Below are 16,559 nucleotides of genomic sequence, written 5' to 3' on the forward strand. Positions count from 1 at the left end.
CGAGAGCTGTGCATCACCGAAGACGAAGGCGGTCGCCAGATATCTGGCGACCGCCTTCTGTCATTTCAGCACCCGCACTGGCGGTGGTTCTCAGCCGCGCGTGTTGGGGTTGGCCAGGAGCTCCGCGTCTGGTAGCGGCCAGCACCGCTGGTCACCGTACACGCCGCCCTTGGCGTACGCCGTGCCCGTGGTGGGCACCAGCGCAGGATTGAAACGGCGCACGTCGAACCAGCGATTGCCCTGCAGGAACAGCTCCCGCCGACGCTCCTCGGCCACTGCGTCATTGAAATTCGCCGTCTCCTGCGCCGTGAGCGCCGGCAACGCCACACCAGTGCGAGCCCGAAGCGCATTCAGGATCGCAATGCCTTCAGCGCCACCACGCGCCTCAGCGAGGATGAGCTGACTCTCGATGCCGGACGCGATCGGATAGCTCGCTGTGAGACTCGCGAACTTGTTCTGGGTCCACAACTGATTCACCTGATCCGACGCTAGGCGGTTCTGGTTGGTCAGCGAGACACGCGGGTCGTTGAGCGTACGATAGGCCGTCGCCACGGTCACCGAAAACGATTGATTGTTCTGCTGAAAGACGCGGTTGTTACGACGCCCCACGGTGGCGTCCGACGTGGCGTTGTATACGAAGGCCACAGGTACCCGTGCCGCATCCTCTGCTGCGCCCGTGCGATTGGCCTTGTTGATGCGCGCTCTTGCCCGCCCTGCATAGGCGAGATTCAGGATTGCGGCGTCATTGGCCGCCGTTGCCGCAGCGATGGCCTTGGTGAACCGCACTTCGGCGGAATCGAAGAGTTGGGCGGGTGTCAGCGACGGCCCCACATTGATCGTGCCGCTGCAAAACCCCTCACCCAGCAGGATCAGGCTGAATCCGGCCATCGCCGAATTGACGGCAATGAGACGCTGGCGGTTGGGCACCTGCGCATCGCTCCACTCTTCCAGCTTGGTCACCGCCTGATCGTTCGTGTAGCGTGCTGTGTTGATGGGCGTGAAGACGCCAATGTTCTCACAGTTGGACGTGGAGTAGGTGGCATCGACCGCCAGGATATTCCGCCGGTCATAACTCCAGCGTGCTGCGGTCTGCGTGGCATCGAACAACTCTCCGGCAGCCATCCCGCTGGCCACGGCATATGAGCCGAGGGCACATTCGTAGTCGGCGACGGCACTGGAGGAGATCAATGCCGCGTTGGCCGGCACCAGATACGCATCCTCGGCCAATCGACTGGGTGTTTGCACACTCAGCAGGCGATCGAACCCGCTGCATGCGGCGGTGACCAATACGGCCAGGACCGCCGTCACGACCTTCATCGTCATGGTTTTCATGATGATCAGAAGTTGAAGTTGACGGTGGCCACGAACTGACGAAGCTGCGGCAGTACGTTCTGCTCCCACTGCCCGAATGCGCCGCCTCGCGTGCCGCCATTGAACGAGGCCTCGGGTTCGATGCCGGGGAAATTGGTCCACAAAGCGAGGTTGCGACCGGCGATGGTCACCGAGGCGCGGCTCGCGCCAAGCGTGCTCGCAAAACGCGCGGGCAGCGTGTACGTGGCGGAGAGCTCACGGAGACGCATGAAGCTCGCGTCGGAGATGAGGTGATGCGTGTACGCCGTGCCAGCCTGCACCGCACCAAGCAGCGCCTTGTCTTCCACTTCATCGGGGTAGTAGAGCTCACGGCACAGCACGAATGCTCCGCAGCGCACACGGTAGTTGCCATCGAGTTTCTTGTAACCGCCGCGCCAGTCGAGGAAGCTGTTGATACGCAGATTGCCGAACAGTGTGAGCCCTGCCGTGAATGAACCTTCGGATGTGGGCACCGAGTTGCCAAGGAACACGCGCGGCGCCGAGGCGCAGGCGACCGTGGCACCCTTGCCGTCATCGCACATCAGATTGGTGGCACGCTTGGTGGTGGCGTCATATCCGGCACTCACCACCCGTCGATCCCACCAGGCACCAGGCGCGTAACCCACACGATGCGCCACGTTGCTGGAAAGCGAGACAAAGTCCGTGCCCGCACCCAGCGAGGCGATGTTGTAGTGATTCGTGGAGCCGCTCAACGTGAGATCCAATGCCAGCCGGTCTCCACGAATGGGCGTACTGCGCACGATCCATTCGATACCGTTGCGGTCGACCTGCCCGGCGTTGAAGAGCTGCAAGCCCGGGAAGCCGTTGGACGGTGGCGCCTGTCGCGAGAGAATGGCGTCCTTGGTGTTGCCCTTGAAGTACGTGAGTTCGATGGCCAGACGATCGTTCCACATACCCGCGTCGAGACCGGCTTCAAACTCGGTACTGCGCTCGGGGCCGAGGTCGGGATTGCCGGCCGACGACGGTGTCAGAAACCCACCCGCTGCCGTGTACGTGCGAATGGCGTCGAACGCACCGGGCTGCAAACCGCTGGCACCGTACGCGGATCGCACGCGGAGCATGTTGAACATCGACGGGATGCTGAGCGACGGTTCATCACTCACGACCCACGATGCGCTCAGCTTGGGGTACGTGACGGCATCGAAGTTGGTGCCGAACGCCGAGTTGTCGTCGGTACGAATGGCGCCAGTGAGAAACAAGCGGTCGTTCCACACCACCTGCTGCTGCACAAAGGCACCGACAGTGTTGTTCTGGAACAGCTCGTCCGTACCCACATTGCGGATGGACGCCGACGCGATCGACGTGAGACCGGCTGCCGGGAATGTCGACCCGCTGATGCCGCGCAACCGTGACTGCCGCATGTAGATCTGGCCGCCCGCCGAGGTGACCGACTTGAACGCCGACGTGAGCGAGAAGCTCGCGTTCGCGACATAGTCGTACGACGTCACGGTCACATCGCGCATGGAGGCCGAGATGGACCCAGACGTGGGTGGCCCGCTGCTGGCGAACGATGCATAGGTCGCCCCCAGAATGTCGTTGCGCGGCGTGCGCTCTTCATTGTTCTCGGCGAGACGATCAATACCGAGGATGAGGCGATGATTGAGCCACGACGTGGGCCGGTTCGCTATCTGGAAGCTGGTGGTGAAACGGTCCGCATCCTGGAAGAGGTCGTAGGCCTGGTAGTAGATGTTTGGCGGCCCGGAACGGAAACCGAGCTGCGGATTGTTGGGTGCGCGCGTACTCACACCCACACCACCGTACAGGAAGCTCGGCGACGCATAGTAAGTGGCCCACGTGGCGCCACCGCCGCCCGCCTCGTATGGCAGGTATGTACGGCCGGAGGTGTAGCCGAGGCTCGTCTGCAGATCGATGGAAGGAGACGGATTGGCTTGCACATTGACGCGCAGATTCATGCGACGCAGGCGATTCACGCGCTCAGCGCCGCGATTCTCCTCATAACCACCACCCGCGTAGTAGCGGACGGTGGAGCCGCCACCAGCGAGCGAGAGCTGGATGTCCTGCAACTCGCCGGTCGTGAAGATGTCGTTGCCGAAGCGCGCATTGAGCGAGTCGTTGAGCTGGCGGGTGGAGATCGTCACCGTGTCCAACGCAGTCGTACTGCCCGCGCGTGGTACCGTGCCGTAGTTGTCCTCGAAGCGCGTGAGCCAGTTGGGCACCCAACTCGTGCCACCACGCGCCACGAGGTTCCACACCGGCCGACCGGCAGCGCCCTTCTTGGTGATGATCTGGATGACACCGTTGGAGGCTTCAGTGCCGTAGAGTGTTGCAGCCGCTGGGCCCTTGATGACTTCGATGCTTTCGATGTCATCGGGACTGAAGTCGTTCCACCGCGAAATGGACGCCGAACCGAACGCCTGGTTCGCCGGTCCCGACGCCTGTGTATTGTCGACACGCACGCCGTCCACGTAGATGAGGGGATCGTTGGACAGCGAAAGCGACGACGCACCACGCACGCGAATGCGCGAACCCGTACCCACCTGACCAGAGCTGGCCGTGATACTCACGCCGGATGCACGTCCGTTCAGCAGTTCCTGAAAGGAGTTCACCGGTTGCGTCGCCACCACTTCGGCGGCATTCACGGTGGTGACTGCATTGCCGATCGCACGCTTCTCGGCGATACCTGCCGTGCCGGTGGTCACCACCGAGGTGAGTTCCATCGCGCGTTCGATGAGTCCGACGCGGACATCGGTGGCACCGATCGCCGCGCTCATGGTGCGGGACTGGAAACCGATACGCCGAATGGTCAGCTCCACGTTGCCACTGCCCGTCAGCCCAACCAACCGAAAGCGTCCGGCGGCGTCTGTTGTTGCGCCGACATTGCGGCCTTCCACGGCAACCTGCGCATCACTGACGGGTGCACCACTACGATCATTCACCACGACACCTGCAATCACTCCGGTACTTTGCCCACCACTTTGCGCCTGCAACGGAACCCGGTCCGGTTTGAAACTCATGAGGCATGCTGCGAACAGCATACCCAACATGCGAACCGGTGAGCGACGGTGTTGCGGGAGGCATGTACGGCACCTCGCCAACATTCTGACGGACTGCTCCATGCGATTGCTCCTCGACAAGGTAGGACTGTTTTCGCAGAACCTACCTCGCTGGCGTTCGCCGGCAAGCAAGCGTGCCCATCATGTCACAACGCCCGCATCGAGAGTCTCGACGCGGGCGTTGTGCAATACACAGCAGTGAGAAACTCAGCTCACTTGAATGCGTTCAAGCCGGTGAGTGCCTGACCCAGAATCAGCGAGTGCACATCGTGGGTGCCTTCGTATGTGTACACGCTCTCGAGATTGGCCATGTGTCGCATCGCTGAGTATTCAGCGAGAATGCCATTCGCGCCGAGCAGGCGTCGCGTTTCGCGGGCGATGTTGGTGGCGATATCGCAGTTGTTGCGCTTGGCGAGCGACACCTGCACCGGCGTGAAGTTGCCAGCGTCCTTGAGGCGTCCGAGGTGCAGCGACACGAGCTGACCCTTCACCAGTTCGGTGAGCATGTCGGCGAGGCGCACCTGCTGGATCTGGAAGCCGCCGATGGGCTTGTCGAACATCACGCGGCTCTTCGAGTACGAGACCGCCTCTTCGAGGCAAGCCATCGCGGCGCCGAGTACGCCCCACGAGATGCCGTAACGCGCCTGCGTGAGGCACATGAGCGGGCTCTTGAGACCGTTCGAATGCGGCAGGATGGCGTCGGCCGGGAGATGCACGTCCGAGAGTACGAGTTCCGACGTATCGCTGGCGCGCAGCGAGAGCTTGCCCTTCTGGTCACGCGCCTGGAAGCCCGGCGTGTCAGTGGGCACGATGAAGCCGCGGATGGAGCTGTCGTCGTTGCTGTCACCGGTCTTGGCCCACACCACGGCCACGTGCGCCTTGGAGCCGTTGGTGATCCACATCTTCGCGCCGTTGAGGATCCACGATCCATCGGCCTGCTGGCGCGCGCGCGTGATCATGCCCGAGGGATTCGATCCGAAATCCGGCTCGGTAAGCCCGAAGCAACCGATGTATTCGGCCTTGGCGAGCTTGGGCAGATAGTGGCGCTTCTGCTCTTCCGAACCGAAGGCAAAGATCGGGTACATCACCAGCGCGCCCTGCACCGAGGCGAACGAGCGGATGCCCGAGTCCCCGCGTTCGAGTTCCTGCATGATGAGACCATAGGCGACGCTGGACAGGCCCGCGCACCCATACTCCTCGGGCAAATTCGCGCCCAGCACGCCGAGCTCGGCGAGCTCCGGAATCAGCTCGTCTGGGAAACGGCCTTCGACGTAACAGTCACCCATGACGGGGATGAGCTTTTCGTCGACGAACTGGCGGATGGTGTCGCGAATGGCGCGTTCTTCTTCCGTGAGGGCCGCATCGATGTTGAAGAGATCGGCCGCATGGGCCTTCAGGTCGACGGACGGCAGGGCCGGCACGGCTCGCGCGAGGAGGGGATCGGAGGCCATAGGGATGCGGAAGGCGGGGCGGAAAAGGGACGGGCTGTCCTGTTGTGACGGCGAAATGTAGTGACCCGGTATCGCCTCGGCAGGGAATGGCCGGGATTGGTTGACACTTTGTGGTTTCGGCGGTCGTATCCGCCTTGGACAGTTCTTTCGCTGTCACTATCCAAAAACTAGAGGACTTCGATGCGTCGCTTGCAGTTGTTCAGTTTCGCCTTGCTCGCACTGGCCGGATGCTCGGGCGGTGGAGACGGCGATGGCGGGCCTGTCACCCCGCCGCCCACACCGACGATTGCCATTCAGGCATCGCCTGCGACTGTTTCCGTTGCGCGCGGTGCGAGCGCAACGACCACTGTGACACTCACCCGCGGCGGCAACTACACGGGCGCGGTACAACTCACCACCAGCACGACGCTGCCCAGCGGCGTGGCGGTGACGTTCAATCCCGCTTCACTGTCATCGGCCACCACCACGTCGGTGGCGACGATTACGGCCAGTGCGACGGCCACCGGCGGCGCCGTTCAGATCATTGCGTCCGGACCGGGCGTGACGAACGCCACGGCCAACGTGACCGTGGAGGTGCCGACGCCGTCGATCACGTTCACGGCCACCCCTGCCACGGCGTCCATCACGCAGGGCGCATCGCAGAATATCGGGCTCACCATCGAGCGGGCAGGTGGCTTCACGGGCGCTGTGACGGTCGCGGCAACGGGCCTGCCCACTGGCGTCACCGCGCCGAACGTCACGATCGCAGCTGGTGCCACGACCGGCACCATGGTGCTCACCGCCAGCGCCACGGCACCTGCTGTCTCCGCGACGGCCGTGACGCTGGCCGCTTCGGGTACCGGTGTGACGACGCAAAATCGCACGGTCACCCTCACCGTAACCTCCGCGACGGCCAATGGCTTCTCGCTGACGGCCGTGAACCCGGCCCTCAGCATCACGGCCGGCCAGACACGCACCACAGACATCACGCTCAACCGCACAGGGACGTTCACGGGTGCGGTGGCGCTGACGGTGGATGGCGCACCGGCGGGCGTTACGGCGACCGTGGCTCCCACTTCAATTGCGACTGGCGCCAACTCGGCCACGCTGTCGGTGGTCACCACGGCGGCCGCGGTTCCAAGCACGTTCAACCTGACCATCACGGGCGCCGGCACAGGTGTGACTCCAAACCCCACCACGACGGTGGCGGTCACCATCGCAGCGGCCCCAGGCATCTCGGTCGCCACCAGCCAGCCGACGGTCACCACCGCAGCCGGCACATCAGGTGGAGCCACCATTACCCTCACGCGCCTGGGCGGGTTCACGGGTGATGTCGCTCTCACGACCACCGGTGCTCCTGCGGGCGTCACGCCGACGTTCTCGCCGGCCACGCTCACCGCTGCGACGCCGACATCGGCGCTCAGCTTCACCGTCGCCTCGACGGTGGCACCGAACACGTACCCGATCGTGGTCAGCGCCAGCGGCGCGCTCCCCGGCGGTGGCACCACCAACGCGCAGGTCACGGTGAATCTCACCGTCACCGCCGCGCAGAGTTACACCATGGCCGCCAGCGCCGTGACCCTGCAGCAGGGCGGCACGGGCACCAGCACGGTGACCATCACCCGCGCGGGTGGCTTCACGGGCGCAGTGAACCTCGCGGCCACCAACTTGCCCTCGGGCGTGACGGCGACCTTCAATCCGGCAGCGCCGACCGGCAATACGTCCACGGTGACGTTCACGGCCACGGCGGGCGCCACGACGGGCGCATTCACCGGCACGATCACCGGCACCGCGACCGGTCTGGCCAACGTCACCACCACGGTGGCGGGCACGGTCACGGCAACTGGCGGTGGCAGCGGCAACGTGACGGCCCGCTTCTGCGATGCGACCGAGTACCCCCTCTGGGTGGCATACCGCAGTGGTACGACCGGCGCATGGACCCGTGCCACGGCTGGCGCCAACCAGACCTACAGCTTCAGCATCACGGGTGTGGGCGGCATGGCGTGGGCGAAGCCCGATGGCAACAACGGCTTCGCGGTGACTGTGTACTACGGCTCGGCGCAGGAACTGACGACCTACGGCCTCGCCGAGTGCACCAACAATCCGGAGAGCGGCAAGACCCTGAACGGTACGTTCGCTGGTCTCAGCGGCGCGCTGCAGTCGGGCCAGGTCAGCATCGGCGGCGCCTTTGCCCAGTCCACCTTCGGCCAGAATGGCTTCAACCTCACGGGCGTGGCGCAGGGCAATACCGACCTCATCGCCTTCCGTGCCAGCACCACCATCAACGGCTCATCCGTCGCCATCGTGCCGGACAAGGGCATCCTGCGACGGAACGTGAACTACGCCAGCGGCAGCACGATTCCGGTGATCGACTTCAACTCGAGTGAAGCGTTCTCGCCGGGCACCGCTCAGGTGACGGTCACCAATCCGTCGGGTGGGCTGCTGACGGTCATTGCCACCTTCCAGACGGGCAACGGCACGTTCGGTGGGTTCTCCTTCGGCAATCTCACGGGCGGCTCGGGAGCGACCAACACGGTGTACGGCCTCCCGTCCAACCTGACGCAGGCGGGTGACTTCCACCTCGTGCAGGCCACATCCACCGTGATCGTGAACAATCTCCCGGTGTCGTCGCGCTCGGTCACGCTGTTCAACCGCAACCTCGGCGACAAGAGCATCACCCTCGGCCCCGACCTGGCCATTACCGGCAGCGGTCTGGTGACCATTGCCACCGCGCCTTACGCCCGCCTCCGGGTGAGCGGCTCCTGGCAGTCCGATTACGGCGACATGCTGTTCGGCACCTTCTCGCAGACAGTGGGCGGCGTGAATCGCTACTGGGGCGTCTCGGCGACTCGCGCCTACTTCGCCGGAGCATCGACGTATGAGGTGGAAATGCCTGATTTCAGTGGAGTCGCCGGGTTCGACAACAACTGGGGCCTGCGCGCCGGCACGTCGGTGTCGTTCGGCGCGATCGCCTACAGCGCTGGCGGCGCGACGGCGACCACGGAAGGCCTGACCGTGCGCTCGGCCGCCGTGTACGGCACCCGCACGCCGTGACGGATTCGGTGGCGGGAGAGTCTGCCTCTCCCGCCGCCGTGTCTCGTGTGCAGAACAACGAAAGGCCACGACGAATGTCGTGGCCTTTCGTTCTGACCGACTGCACGCGTGAGACGATCAGCAGGATGGGATCAACTCGTTCCCGCTCGGCGTTTCCTCTCCAGCGGCGTCACATCCCGGCGGGCCGCCGGCGTGATTCCCACTTCACGCGCCTTCTGACGGAACTCGCTGCCGTGGTCCACCACGCGCCCTGTCTCATGCTGCCACTGATGCACCATCTCGTGCAGCAGGGTGTGCATCGCCTCCCGCCAGCCGTGCCGGGTGATGTGCGTGCGTGACAGCACGATCTCCGGCGGCGTGTGCTTCGAGCCGGGATCAAAGTGCCCGAGTCGCGTCGCCATGCGACTGGACAGGCGCACAGGGATGCCGTGCAACGATCCCGCGAACCACTGCACATTGAGTTGACGATGTGCTTCGGCCAACTGTGCCAGCATCGGCAGATCGCCAGGACGGGCCGGTTCGCGGCGACGCGGCGCCGGCGCACGCTCCACGTCATGCGCGAGAATCACATCACGCGCCGCCTGACGCTCGGCTTTCGTGCGGGCAATCGCAAATGCCACGACGGCGCGCAACACCCGCTCGGGTGCGTCGGCATACCCTTCGTGCACCCGCAACGTACGACCGATGAGTGACACCATCACCGTGCGTGTGCGCATCAGCACCAGACCATCCACCCCACGCAGTCCCAGGTCCTGCAAGCGGGAGAACAGCACCGCCGTTCGCGCGCGGACCGCGGTACGCCCACGAGCGGGACGCGGTTCCTGAGGTGGCGCCTCCATCTCCATCGGCGCTGGCACCGCCTCCATGCCGAGCAGTGTCGGCTCGGGCTGGACAGCCAACCTCGCGAACGGGGCCTGCGGCTGCACCGGTGCCACCACCGGAAGAGGCACATCCGCCATCGGCACAACCTGCATCAGCACCATCGGCGACACCGCATGCAACGGTGTCGCTTCAGGCGCGCTGACCGGCGCGAAAAAATCGAATCCGAGCTGCGACGTGCGGTCGTGGGGCATCCCGTTGAAGATGATGCCCCACCGCTCAGGCGGGAAGCTCCGCACGCACGGTATCCACCAGCGATCGCAGCGCGGCGATCTGGTCGCCGACAATGTCATGTCCCACGCCGGGGTAAATACGCAGTTCCGTCTGCGCACCCAGCGCTGCGAAGTACTCGGCGGCACGCCGTACCAAATCCTCCGGGATGTGCGGATCGGCATCGCCACATGCCAAAACCACCTGCGTACCGGTCAATGCGCTTGCCCGTGCCGGATCGGCCACGCGCGGCAAGGTGGGATCTCCCACCAGCGCACCCGCCATCGCCACCACGCCGCCCACCGGCGCCTCGCCATGTGCCGCGGCGCGCGCCACATACTCGAGACTCAGACAGGCGCCCTGCGAAAAACCCACGAGGATGGTGCGCGCCGCCGGAATTCCGGCAGCGGCAGCCATCGCCACGGCACTGCCTACCGCGCTCAGTGCACTGTCCAGCCACGGCTGGTTCTCTTCCTGCGGTGCAAGAAACCGATTGGGATACCAACTGTTGCCGCTCGCCCGCGGCGCAATGAGCGCGGCATCCAGTGCCCGTGCCGCTCGCGCCACAGGCACCATACCGTCTGCGGTTCCCCCACGGCCATGCACCAGAATCAGTGCCATGCGAGCGTCGGACAGCGGTGCCCCATCGAGCACCGGCGCCAGCCCCGCGTGTGGCCCGGAGATAGACGTGAATGTCACGACGCGCCTCCGGTACCATTGGCTTCGGACACCGACAGTCGCCGCGCATACCCTCTCATGCCCTTTTCAGCATCATGGCCATCGTGCGGCCATGGTGCACGATCAAGTGGCGTGAGCGCGGGTTCGATGCGAGCCCGCTGCTCCTCGAGCCAGGGCGGCAGACGCAGGGTGTTGCCCGTCGTCGCGACCGGCTCATCGACGAGGAAGCCAGGCCCCATCGTGGCCAGTTCCACGATGTGCCCATCGGGATCTCGCGTGTAGATGCTCTTGAAGTACACCCGGTCCAGCACCGGCGACACCTGAATGCCCGCCTCGAGCAGCCGGTCGCGCATCTCGAGCTGCACGCTCTCGTTGGCCACCGCCAGCGCATAGTGGTGCGTCTGCCCGGTGCCCATGTGTGAGCGTCGTTCCGTGGCCGGACGCTCCAGATACGTCACCAACGAACCGGGACGCGCATCAGGCAGCCCCCAGCTCCAGTGGCGCGTGCCGGGATCGTCGAAATTTTCGGTCTTCTTCACCAGTGACATGCCAAGGATCTGACCCAGGAACTGATCGGTGATCTCGATGTCGGATGTCATGGCCGTCAGGTGGTGCATGCCACGTGTGAGTGACATCGCCGCATCGATGACAGGCACCGGCTCCGGCCAGGTGATCGCGGCAATCGCCGCTTCGTCGCGTCCCCCGGCGATCAGCGCCGCAGGCGGTGTGCGCTGCAGGATCTCACCCGACTGCTCGTTGAAGAGCATCCCCGGGCCGTCAGTCGCGATCTCGATGATCACGCCGTCGGGGTCACGGAAGTAGATGCTGGTAAAATACTCGCGATTCCACGGCCCACGCACGCGGATGCCGAGGTCGGTGAGGCGACGCTTCCAGCGCAGCAGCGCGTCCTGGTCGGGTACGCGCAATGCAATGTGATGCGTGCCGCCGATGCCCGTGCGGCCCCGCGGCGCCCGCGGCCATTCGAAGAACGTGATGACCGTCCCTGCCCCGCCGGTTTCGTCGGCGAAATACAGGTGGTAGCTGCCCGGGTCGTCGAAATTGACCGTCGTCTTCACGAGACGGAGACCCAGCACGCGGGTGTAAAAGTCGACCGTGCGCTGCGCATTCTGCGCAACGAGGGTGACATGATGAAGTCCGAGAATCGACATGGTACTGCCTCCTGCTCCTGGAGCGAGATTTATCTTAGAACTAAGATATTATCCCGGCGCCCACTGTCAAGCAGGATTTCAACAGTTCAGGAATGGCGGGGCATCGAGGCGCGGGCCGGACCGGCGATGAAGCTACCGTCCAGATAGGTCCACGCCGAGACGGTGACGTCGGTGGGGGTGGCCTCGATGATGTTGAGCGCGCTGGCCCGTCGGCCGCGCATGCGGCGGGAGAGCGTGTTCGCCGCGCTGATCACGAACTGGCCGGTGCGGCGCTCCACCACCTCCACGCGCTCCTCGTGATCGTGTCCCGTGCACACCACGTCCACACCCATGGCGGCGATGCGATCGAGCATGTGCTGCGGGCGTGTCATGCCCCACCGGCGCGACAGGTTGCCCCGCACGACATTGTGATGCACGACCAGCAGCCTGAGATCTCCGGCAGGGCTTTCGGCGAGGCGATCGGCGGCATGATCCAGCTGCCTGTCGGTGAGCCCGCCCTTCACGCGCCAGTCGCGCGGATACCACGTCATGGCGGCGGGCAGCATGCCCCACGCCGAGTTCAGACCGACGATCGAGAGGCCAGGCAGACGCAGCACCGGTTCGATGTTGTCATCGATCCAGGCGCGATAGCGCGTGTGCAGTCGCGAGGCGTCACCGGCGCCAAAGGGCGCGTGCCACCAGGCGGTGTCGTGATTGCCAGGGACAGTGAGTACCGGGGCAAAGGCACGAAAAGTGTCCAGCAGCTCGCGTGCCTGTCGGAATTCCCGCTCGCGGGCACGCTGTGAGAAATCGCCCGACACGACAATGGCGTTCCATTTACCGGCGCGGGCGAGGGCCAGCGCTCCGTCCACGTGGGCACCCACGAAAGGGTGCCCACAATGGATGTCGGACAGATGCAGGACGCGCACGAGCGGAGTATCCGTCGGCGCGCCCTGCCCACCTGCGGCGGTTGGTACCGGTTCAGCCAAGTTGAGCGATCACCGCGTCGGTGAATTCGTCCGTGGTGGCCGTACCACCGAGGTCGCGCGTGAGGGCGAGCTTTTCACGGATGGTGCGCTCGAACGCGGTGCGGATGCGCTGCGCGCGCTCATTGTCACCGATGTGCTCGAGCATCATGCAGGCCGCGAGCAGCAGCGCGCCCGGATTGGCGATGTTCTTGCCCGCGATGTCGGGCGCCGTGCCGTGCACCGCCTCGAAGATCGCCGCGGTCTTGCCGATGTTGGCGCCCGGCGCGAGACCAAGGCCACCGACGAGACCGGAGATTTCGTCCGACAGAATGTCGCCGAACAGGTTGGTCGTCACGATGACGTCGAACTGTTCCGGGCGCATCACGAGGTGCATGGCCATCGCGTCGATGATGCGCTCCTCGAACTCCACGCGTCCCGCGTATTCCGCGGCCACCATGCGGCCCACGTCGAGGAACAGGCCCTGCGAGAACTTGAGGATGTTGGCCTTGTGGACCAGCGTCACCTTCTTGCGGCCATGGGCCAGCGCGTACTCGAACGCGTACCGCACGATGCGGTCGGAGCCTTCGCGCGTGATGATGGCCACCGACTCCGCCGCCGCCTTCGGATCGTCCCCGATGCGCACGTAGTGCTCGATGCCGATGTACAGGCCTTCCGTGTTCTCGCGCACCAGCACGATGTCGATGTCATCGAAACGGCCCGGCACGATGGTGTACGCCGGACGGACGTTGGCGTACAGGTCGAACGTCTTGCGCAGGGCCACATTGATCGAGCGGAACCCCTCGCCCACGGGCGTTTCCAGCGGCCCCTTGAGGGCCAGGCGCGTGCGCTTGATCGAGTCGAGCGTGGCCTCGGGAATCGGATCATTCCAACGGGCCACACCGGCCATACCGGCGACCTGACGGTCCCATTCGATGTCGGCGCCTGCGGCAGCCAGAATGCGGACGGTGGCTTCGGCAATGGACGGACCGATGCCGTCGCCGGGGATGAGCGTTACGGGAGTAGGCATGACTGGACAGGAACGATGGCGAGCAAGGAATGGGACCGACGACAAGTCTAGCGACCCAACGTCCCCCATGGTGCCCCCAACGCCCACTTCCGGGTCGGCGTTCATTGACAATGGCTGGTGCGCGAGCGCATTAACGAACGCGTACGGTCATCTCACCTTGCGGACCTCCCTCCCTCCCCCGCCGCGTGTCACGTCTGCTGAAATACCTTCCCTGGATCGGCCTGGCCCTTCTTGGTGCCGGCGCGCTTGCCATGATCGCGCTCAACCGAGGAGAAAAGATCAGCGCTGCCTGGCTCCTCACGGCCGCGGTCTGTGTCTACCTGATCGGGTACCGGTTCTACAGCCGGATCATCGCCAGCGACATCTTCGCCCTCGACCCGACGCGGGCCACCCCGGCCGAACGTCTGGATGACGGCCGAGACTACGTCCCGACCAACAAGTGGGTGGTGTTCGGCCACCACTTTGCGGCCATCGCCGGTCCCGGACCGCTGGTCGGTCCCACCCTCGCGGCGCAATTCGGCTTCCTGCCGGGCGCGCTGTGGATTCTCGTCGGTGTGGTGCTTGGTGGCGCGGTACAGGACTTCGTGATCCTGTGCGCGTCCGTGCGTCGCGACGGCAAGTCGCTCGGCCAGATGGCGAAGGACGAGATCGGCCCCCTCGCTGGTACCGTGGCGTTGGTGTCCATCCTCGGCATCATGGTCATTCTGATCGCCGTGCTGGCACTCATCGTCGTGAATGCCCTGCGCGACAGCGCCTGGGGTACGGTGACGATTGGCCTCTCCATCCCCATCGCGATGCTGATGGGTGGCTACCTGCGCTGGGTGCGACCCGGTGCGGTGCTCGAAGCCACGGCTGGCGGTCTCGCACTGCTGTTCCTGTCGCTCTACATCGGCAAGTGGGTATCGGAGTCCGCTGAGTGGGCGCCGGTGTTCACACTGAGCGGCACGACGCTGTCGTTCTCGATCATGATCTACGGCTTCTTCGCCTCGGTGCTGCCGGTGTGGATGCTGCTGGCGCCTCGCGACTATCTGTCGGCGTTCGTGAAGATCGGCGTGGTGGCCGCGCTTGGCATCGGCATCCTGTGGGTGCTGCCCGATATGGAAATGCCGCCGATCACGAAGTTCATCGACGGTACCGGACCGGTGTTCGCGGGCAAGCTGTTCCCGTTCGTGTTCATCACGATTGCCTGTGGTGCGATCTCGGGCTTCCACGCTCTGATCTCCTCGGGTACGACGCCCAAGCTGCTGCGTCGTGAGCCGGACGCCCGTCTGATTGGTTACGGCGGCATGCTGATTGAGTCGATGGTGGCCATCATGGCACTCATCGCCGCCTGCGTGCTCACGCCGGGCATCTACTTCGCGATCAACTCACCGGCGGCCGTCATCGGCACGACGGCGATGAGCGCGGCTGACACGATCAACGGGTGGGGCCTGTTCGCCACGATCACGGCGGCCGATCTCGAGCTGCTGGCCAAGCAGGTGGGTGAGCACTCGCTGCTCTCGCGCACCGGTGGCGCGCCCAGCCTCGCGGTGGGCATGGCGCACCTGTTCTCACGCGCGCTGGGCGGCGACGGTGCGATGGCGCTCTGGTACCACTTTGCCATCATGTTCGAAGCGCTGTTCATCCTGACCACGCTGGATGCCGGCACGCGTGTCGGTCGCTTCATGCTGCAGGACCTGCTGGGCAACATCTACAAGCCCCTTGGTCGTGTGGCGTGGTATCCGGCGGTCGTGATCTGCTCGGCGCTGTTCGTGATGATGTGGGGCTACTTCCTGTACCAGGGTGTGACTGACCCCCTTGGCGGCATCAACTCGCTATGGCCGCTGTTCGGCATCTCGAACCAGCTGCTGGCGACTGTGGCCCTGTGCGTGGGCACGACGGTCATCATCAAGATGGGCAAGGCCAAGTACTCGTTCGTGACGATCATCCCGCTGGTGTGGCTGGTGATCGTGACGTCGACGGCCGGTCTGACGAAGATCTTCTCCAGCGACCCCAAGCTCGGCTTCCTCTCGCATGCCCGCATGCTGACCGAGCAAATCGCGAGTGGCACGTTGCCGGCGAACATTCCGTCACCGGCCGCGGCGCAGCGCATGATCTTCAACGATCGACTCGACGCCGCGATCGCCGCCTTCTTCCTGCTCGCGGTGGTCGTGATTCTCGCGTCGTCCATCCGTCAGTGGCTGGCGGTGACGTCCGGCAAGCAGGCCGTGGGCAGCACCGAAACGCCGTATCAGCGTACCCAGCTGACGGGCGCCTGATGGGTCGCTGACGCGACATCGCAGGATGACAAGGCCACGGGGCTTGGCGCTCCGTGGCCTTTGTCATTGGTCCCTCTCGCGCTCAGGGCTTCCGGGCACGATCTTTCCGGGATGTCGCAGGTGAGTCCCGCCTCTCCCGCGTCGCGTGTGACGGGCCTTCCGGGGCCCTGAGGTACCGGTTTCGTGCCGCGGCATCGCAGATGTGTGTGCCGTGGCTCTCCCGCTGCTCCTGCCCTCAAGTCATGTCCACCGGCCCATCCGTTGGCGCATCGCTTTCCGGCGATCCGCTCACTGATCGCGCGAATGCCGTGTCAATGTCGCCGCTCGCGCGGATCCGCCACGCTGTAGAGCGCGTGGCTTCCGTTGTGCGCCGCATCATCGGGGTGCCGGACTACGACACCTACCTCGATCACATGCGTCGCCAGTACCCCGAGTGCACGCCGCTCGACGCCACGGCGTTCGAGCGTGAACGTCTCGCGGATCGCTACACCCGTCCGGGTTCTCGCTGCTGCTGACCGTCTC

11 protein-coding genes are annotated in these 16,559 nt (G+C 64.9%); 3 read left to right on the top strand and 8 right to left on the bottom strand.

All coding sequences use genetic code 11. From position 1 onward, the window contains the following. Positions 1–90 precede the first annotated feature (90 nt). The 3 genes from VGE27_RS05650 to VGE27_RS05660 all read right to left on the bottom strand — a co-directional run bounded on the left by VGE27_RS05650 (position 91) and on the right by VGE27_RS05660 (position 5,836). Complete coding sequence (locus tag VGE27_RS05650; protein ID WP_331048663.1) at positions 91–1,332, bottom strand: RagB/SusD family nutrient uptake outer membrane protein; 1,242 nt, start codon at positions 1,330–1,332, stop codon at positions 91–93. Between the two features lie 5 nt (positions 1,333–1,337). Beyond that, the gene (locus tag VGE27_RS05655; protein ID WP_331048664.1) at positions 1,338–4,346 is read right to left on the bottom strand and encodes a SusC/RagA family TonB-linked outer membrane protein; all 3,009 of its coding nucleotides are present in this window, start codon (positions 4,344–4,346) and stop codon (positions 1,338–1,340) included. Positions 4,347–4,597: 251 nt separating this feature from the next. After that, positions 4,598–5,836, bottom strand: a complete 1,239-nt coding sequence (locus tag VGE27_RS05660) for an acyl-CoA dehydrogenase family protein (protein WP_331048665.1) — start codon at positions 5,834–5,836, stop codon at positions 4,598–4,600. Between the two features lie 180 nt (positions 5,837–6,016). Between VGE27_RS05660 and VGE27_RS05665 the strand changes: the two genes are divergently transcribed. Next, positions 6,017–8,869, top strand: coding sequence for a hypothetical protein (locus VGE27_RS05665; RefSeq protein ID WP_331048666.1), 2,853 nt, complete (start codon positions 6,017–6,019; stop codon positions 8,867–8,869). A gap of 131 nt (positions 8,870–9,000) precedes the next feature. Here VGE27_RS05665 and VGE27_RS05670 read toward each other — a convergent pair whose 3' ends face one another. The 5 genes from VGE27_RS05670 to VGE27_RS05690 form a co-directional block, all read right to left on the bottom strand. Beyond that, positions 9,001–9,987, bottom strand: coding sequence for a SprT-like domain-containing protein (locus tag VGE27_RS05670; RefSeq protein WP_331048667.1), 987 nt, complete (start codon positions 9,985–9,987; stop codon positions 9,001–9,003). After that, the gene (locus tag VGE27_RS05675; RefSeq protein ID WP_331048668.1) at positions 9,968–10,657 is read right to left on the bottom strand and encodes an alpha/beta hydrolase; all 690 of its coding nucleotides are present in this window, start codon (positions 10,655–10,657) and stop codon (positions 9,968–9,970) included. The genes VGE27_RS05670 and VGE27_RS05675 overlap by 20 nt, the downstream gene beginning before the upstream one ends. Beyond that, a complete protein-coding gene (locus tag VGE27_RS05680) occupies positions 10,654–11,805 on the bottom strand; it encodes a VOC family protein (RefSeq protein WP_331048669.1) in 1,152 nt (383 codons plus the stop codon). The genes VGE27_RS05675 and VGE27_RS05680 overlap by 4 nt, the downstream gene beginning before the upstream one ends. Before the next feature lie 86 nt (positions 11,806–11,891). Then, complete coding sequence (locus tag VGE27_RS05685; protein ID WP_331048670.1) at positions 11,892–12,713, bottom strand: metallophosphoesterase; 822 nt, start codon at positions 12,711–12,713, stop codon at positions 11,892–11,894. A 52-nt stretch (positions 12,714–12,765) separates the two neighbouring features. Beyond that, the gene (locus VGE27_RS05690) at positions 12,766–13,779 is read right to left on the bottom strand and encodes an isocitrate/isopropylmalate dehydrogenase family protein (protein WP_331048671.1); all 1,014 of its coding nucleotides are present in this window, start codon (positions 13,777–13,779) and stop codon (positions 12,766–12,768) included. A 185-nt stretch (positions 13,780–13,964) separates the two neighbouring features. On the opposite strand from VGE27_RS05690, the gene VGE27_RS05695 reads away from it, so the two are divergent. Together VGE27_RS05695 and VGE27_RS05700 are read left to right on the top strand one after the other, a co-directional pair. After that, complete coding sequence (locus VGE27_RS05695; protein ID WP_331048672.1) at positions 13,965–16,037, top strand: carbon starvation CstA family protein; 2,073 nt, start codon at positions 13,965–13,967, stop codon at positions 16,035–16,037. A 242-nt stretch (positions 16,038–16,279) separates the two neighbouring features. Then, positions 16,280–16,552: a YbdD/YjiX family protein gene (locus VGE27_RS05700; protein WP_331048673.1), complete on the top strand. Its 273-nt coding sequence runs from the start codon at positions 16,280–16,282 to the stop codon at positions 16,550–16,552. Positions 16,553–16,559 lie beyond the last annotated feature (7 nt).

Source organism: Gemmatimonas sp. (assembly GCF_036405635.1).
Taxonomy (GTDB): domain Bacteria; phylum Gemmatimonadota; class Gemmatimonadetes; order Gemmatimonadales; family Gemmatimonadaceae; genus Gemmatimonas.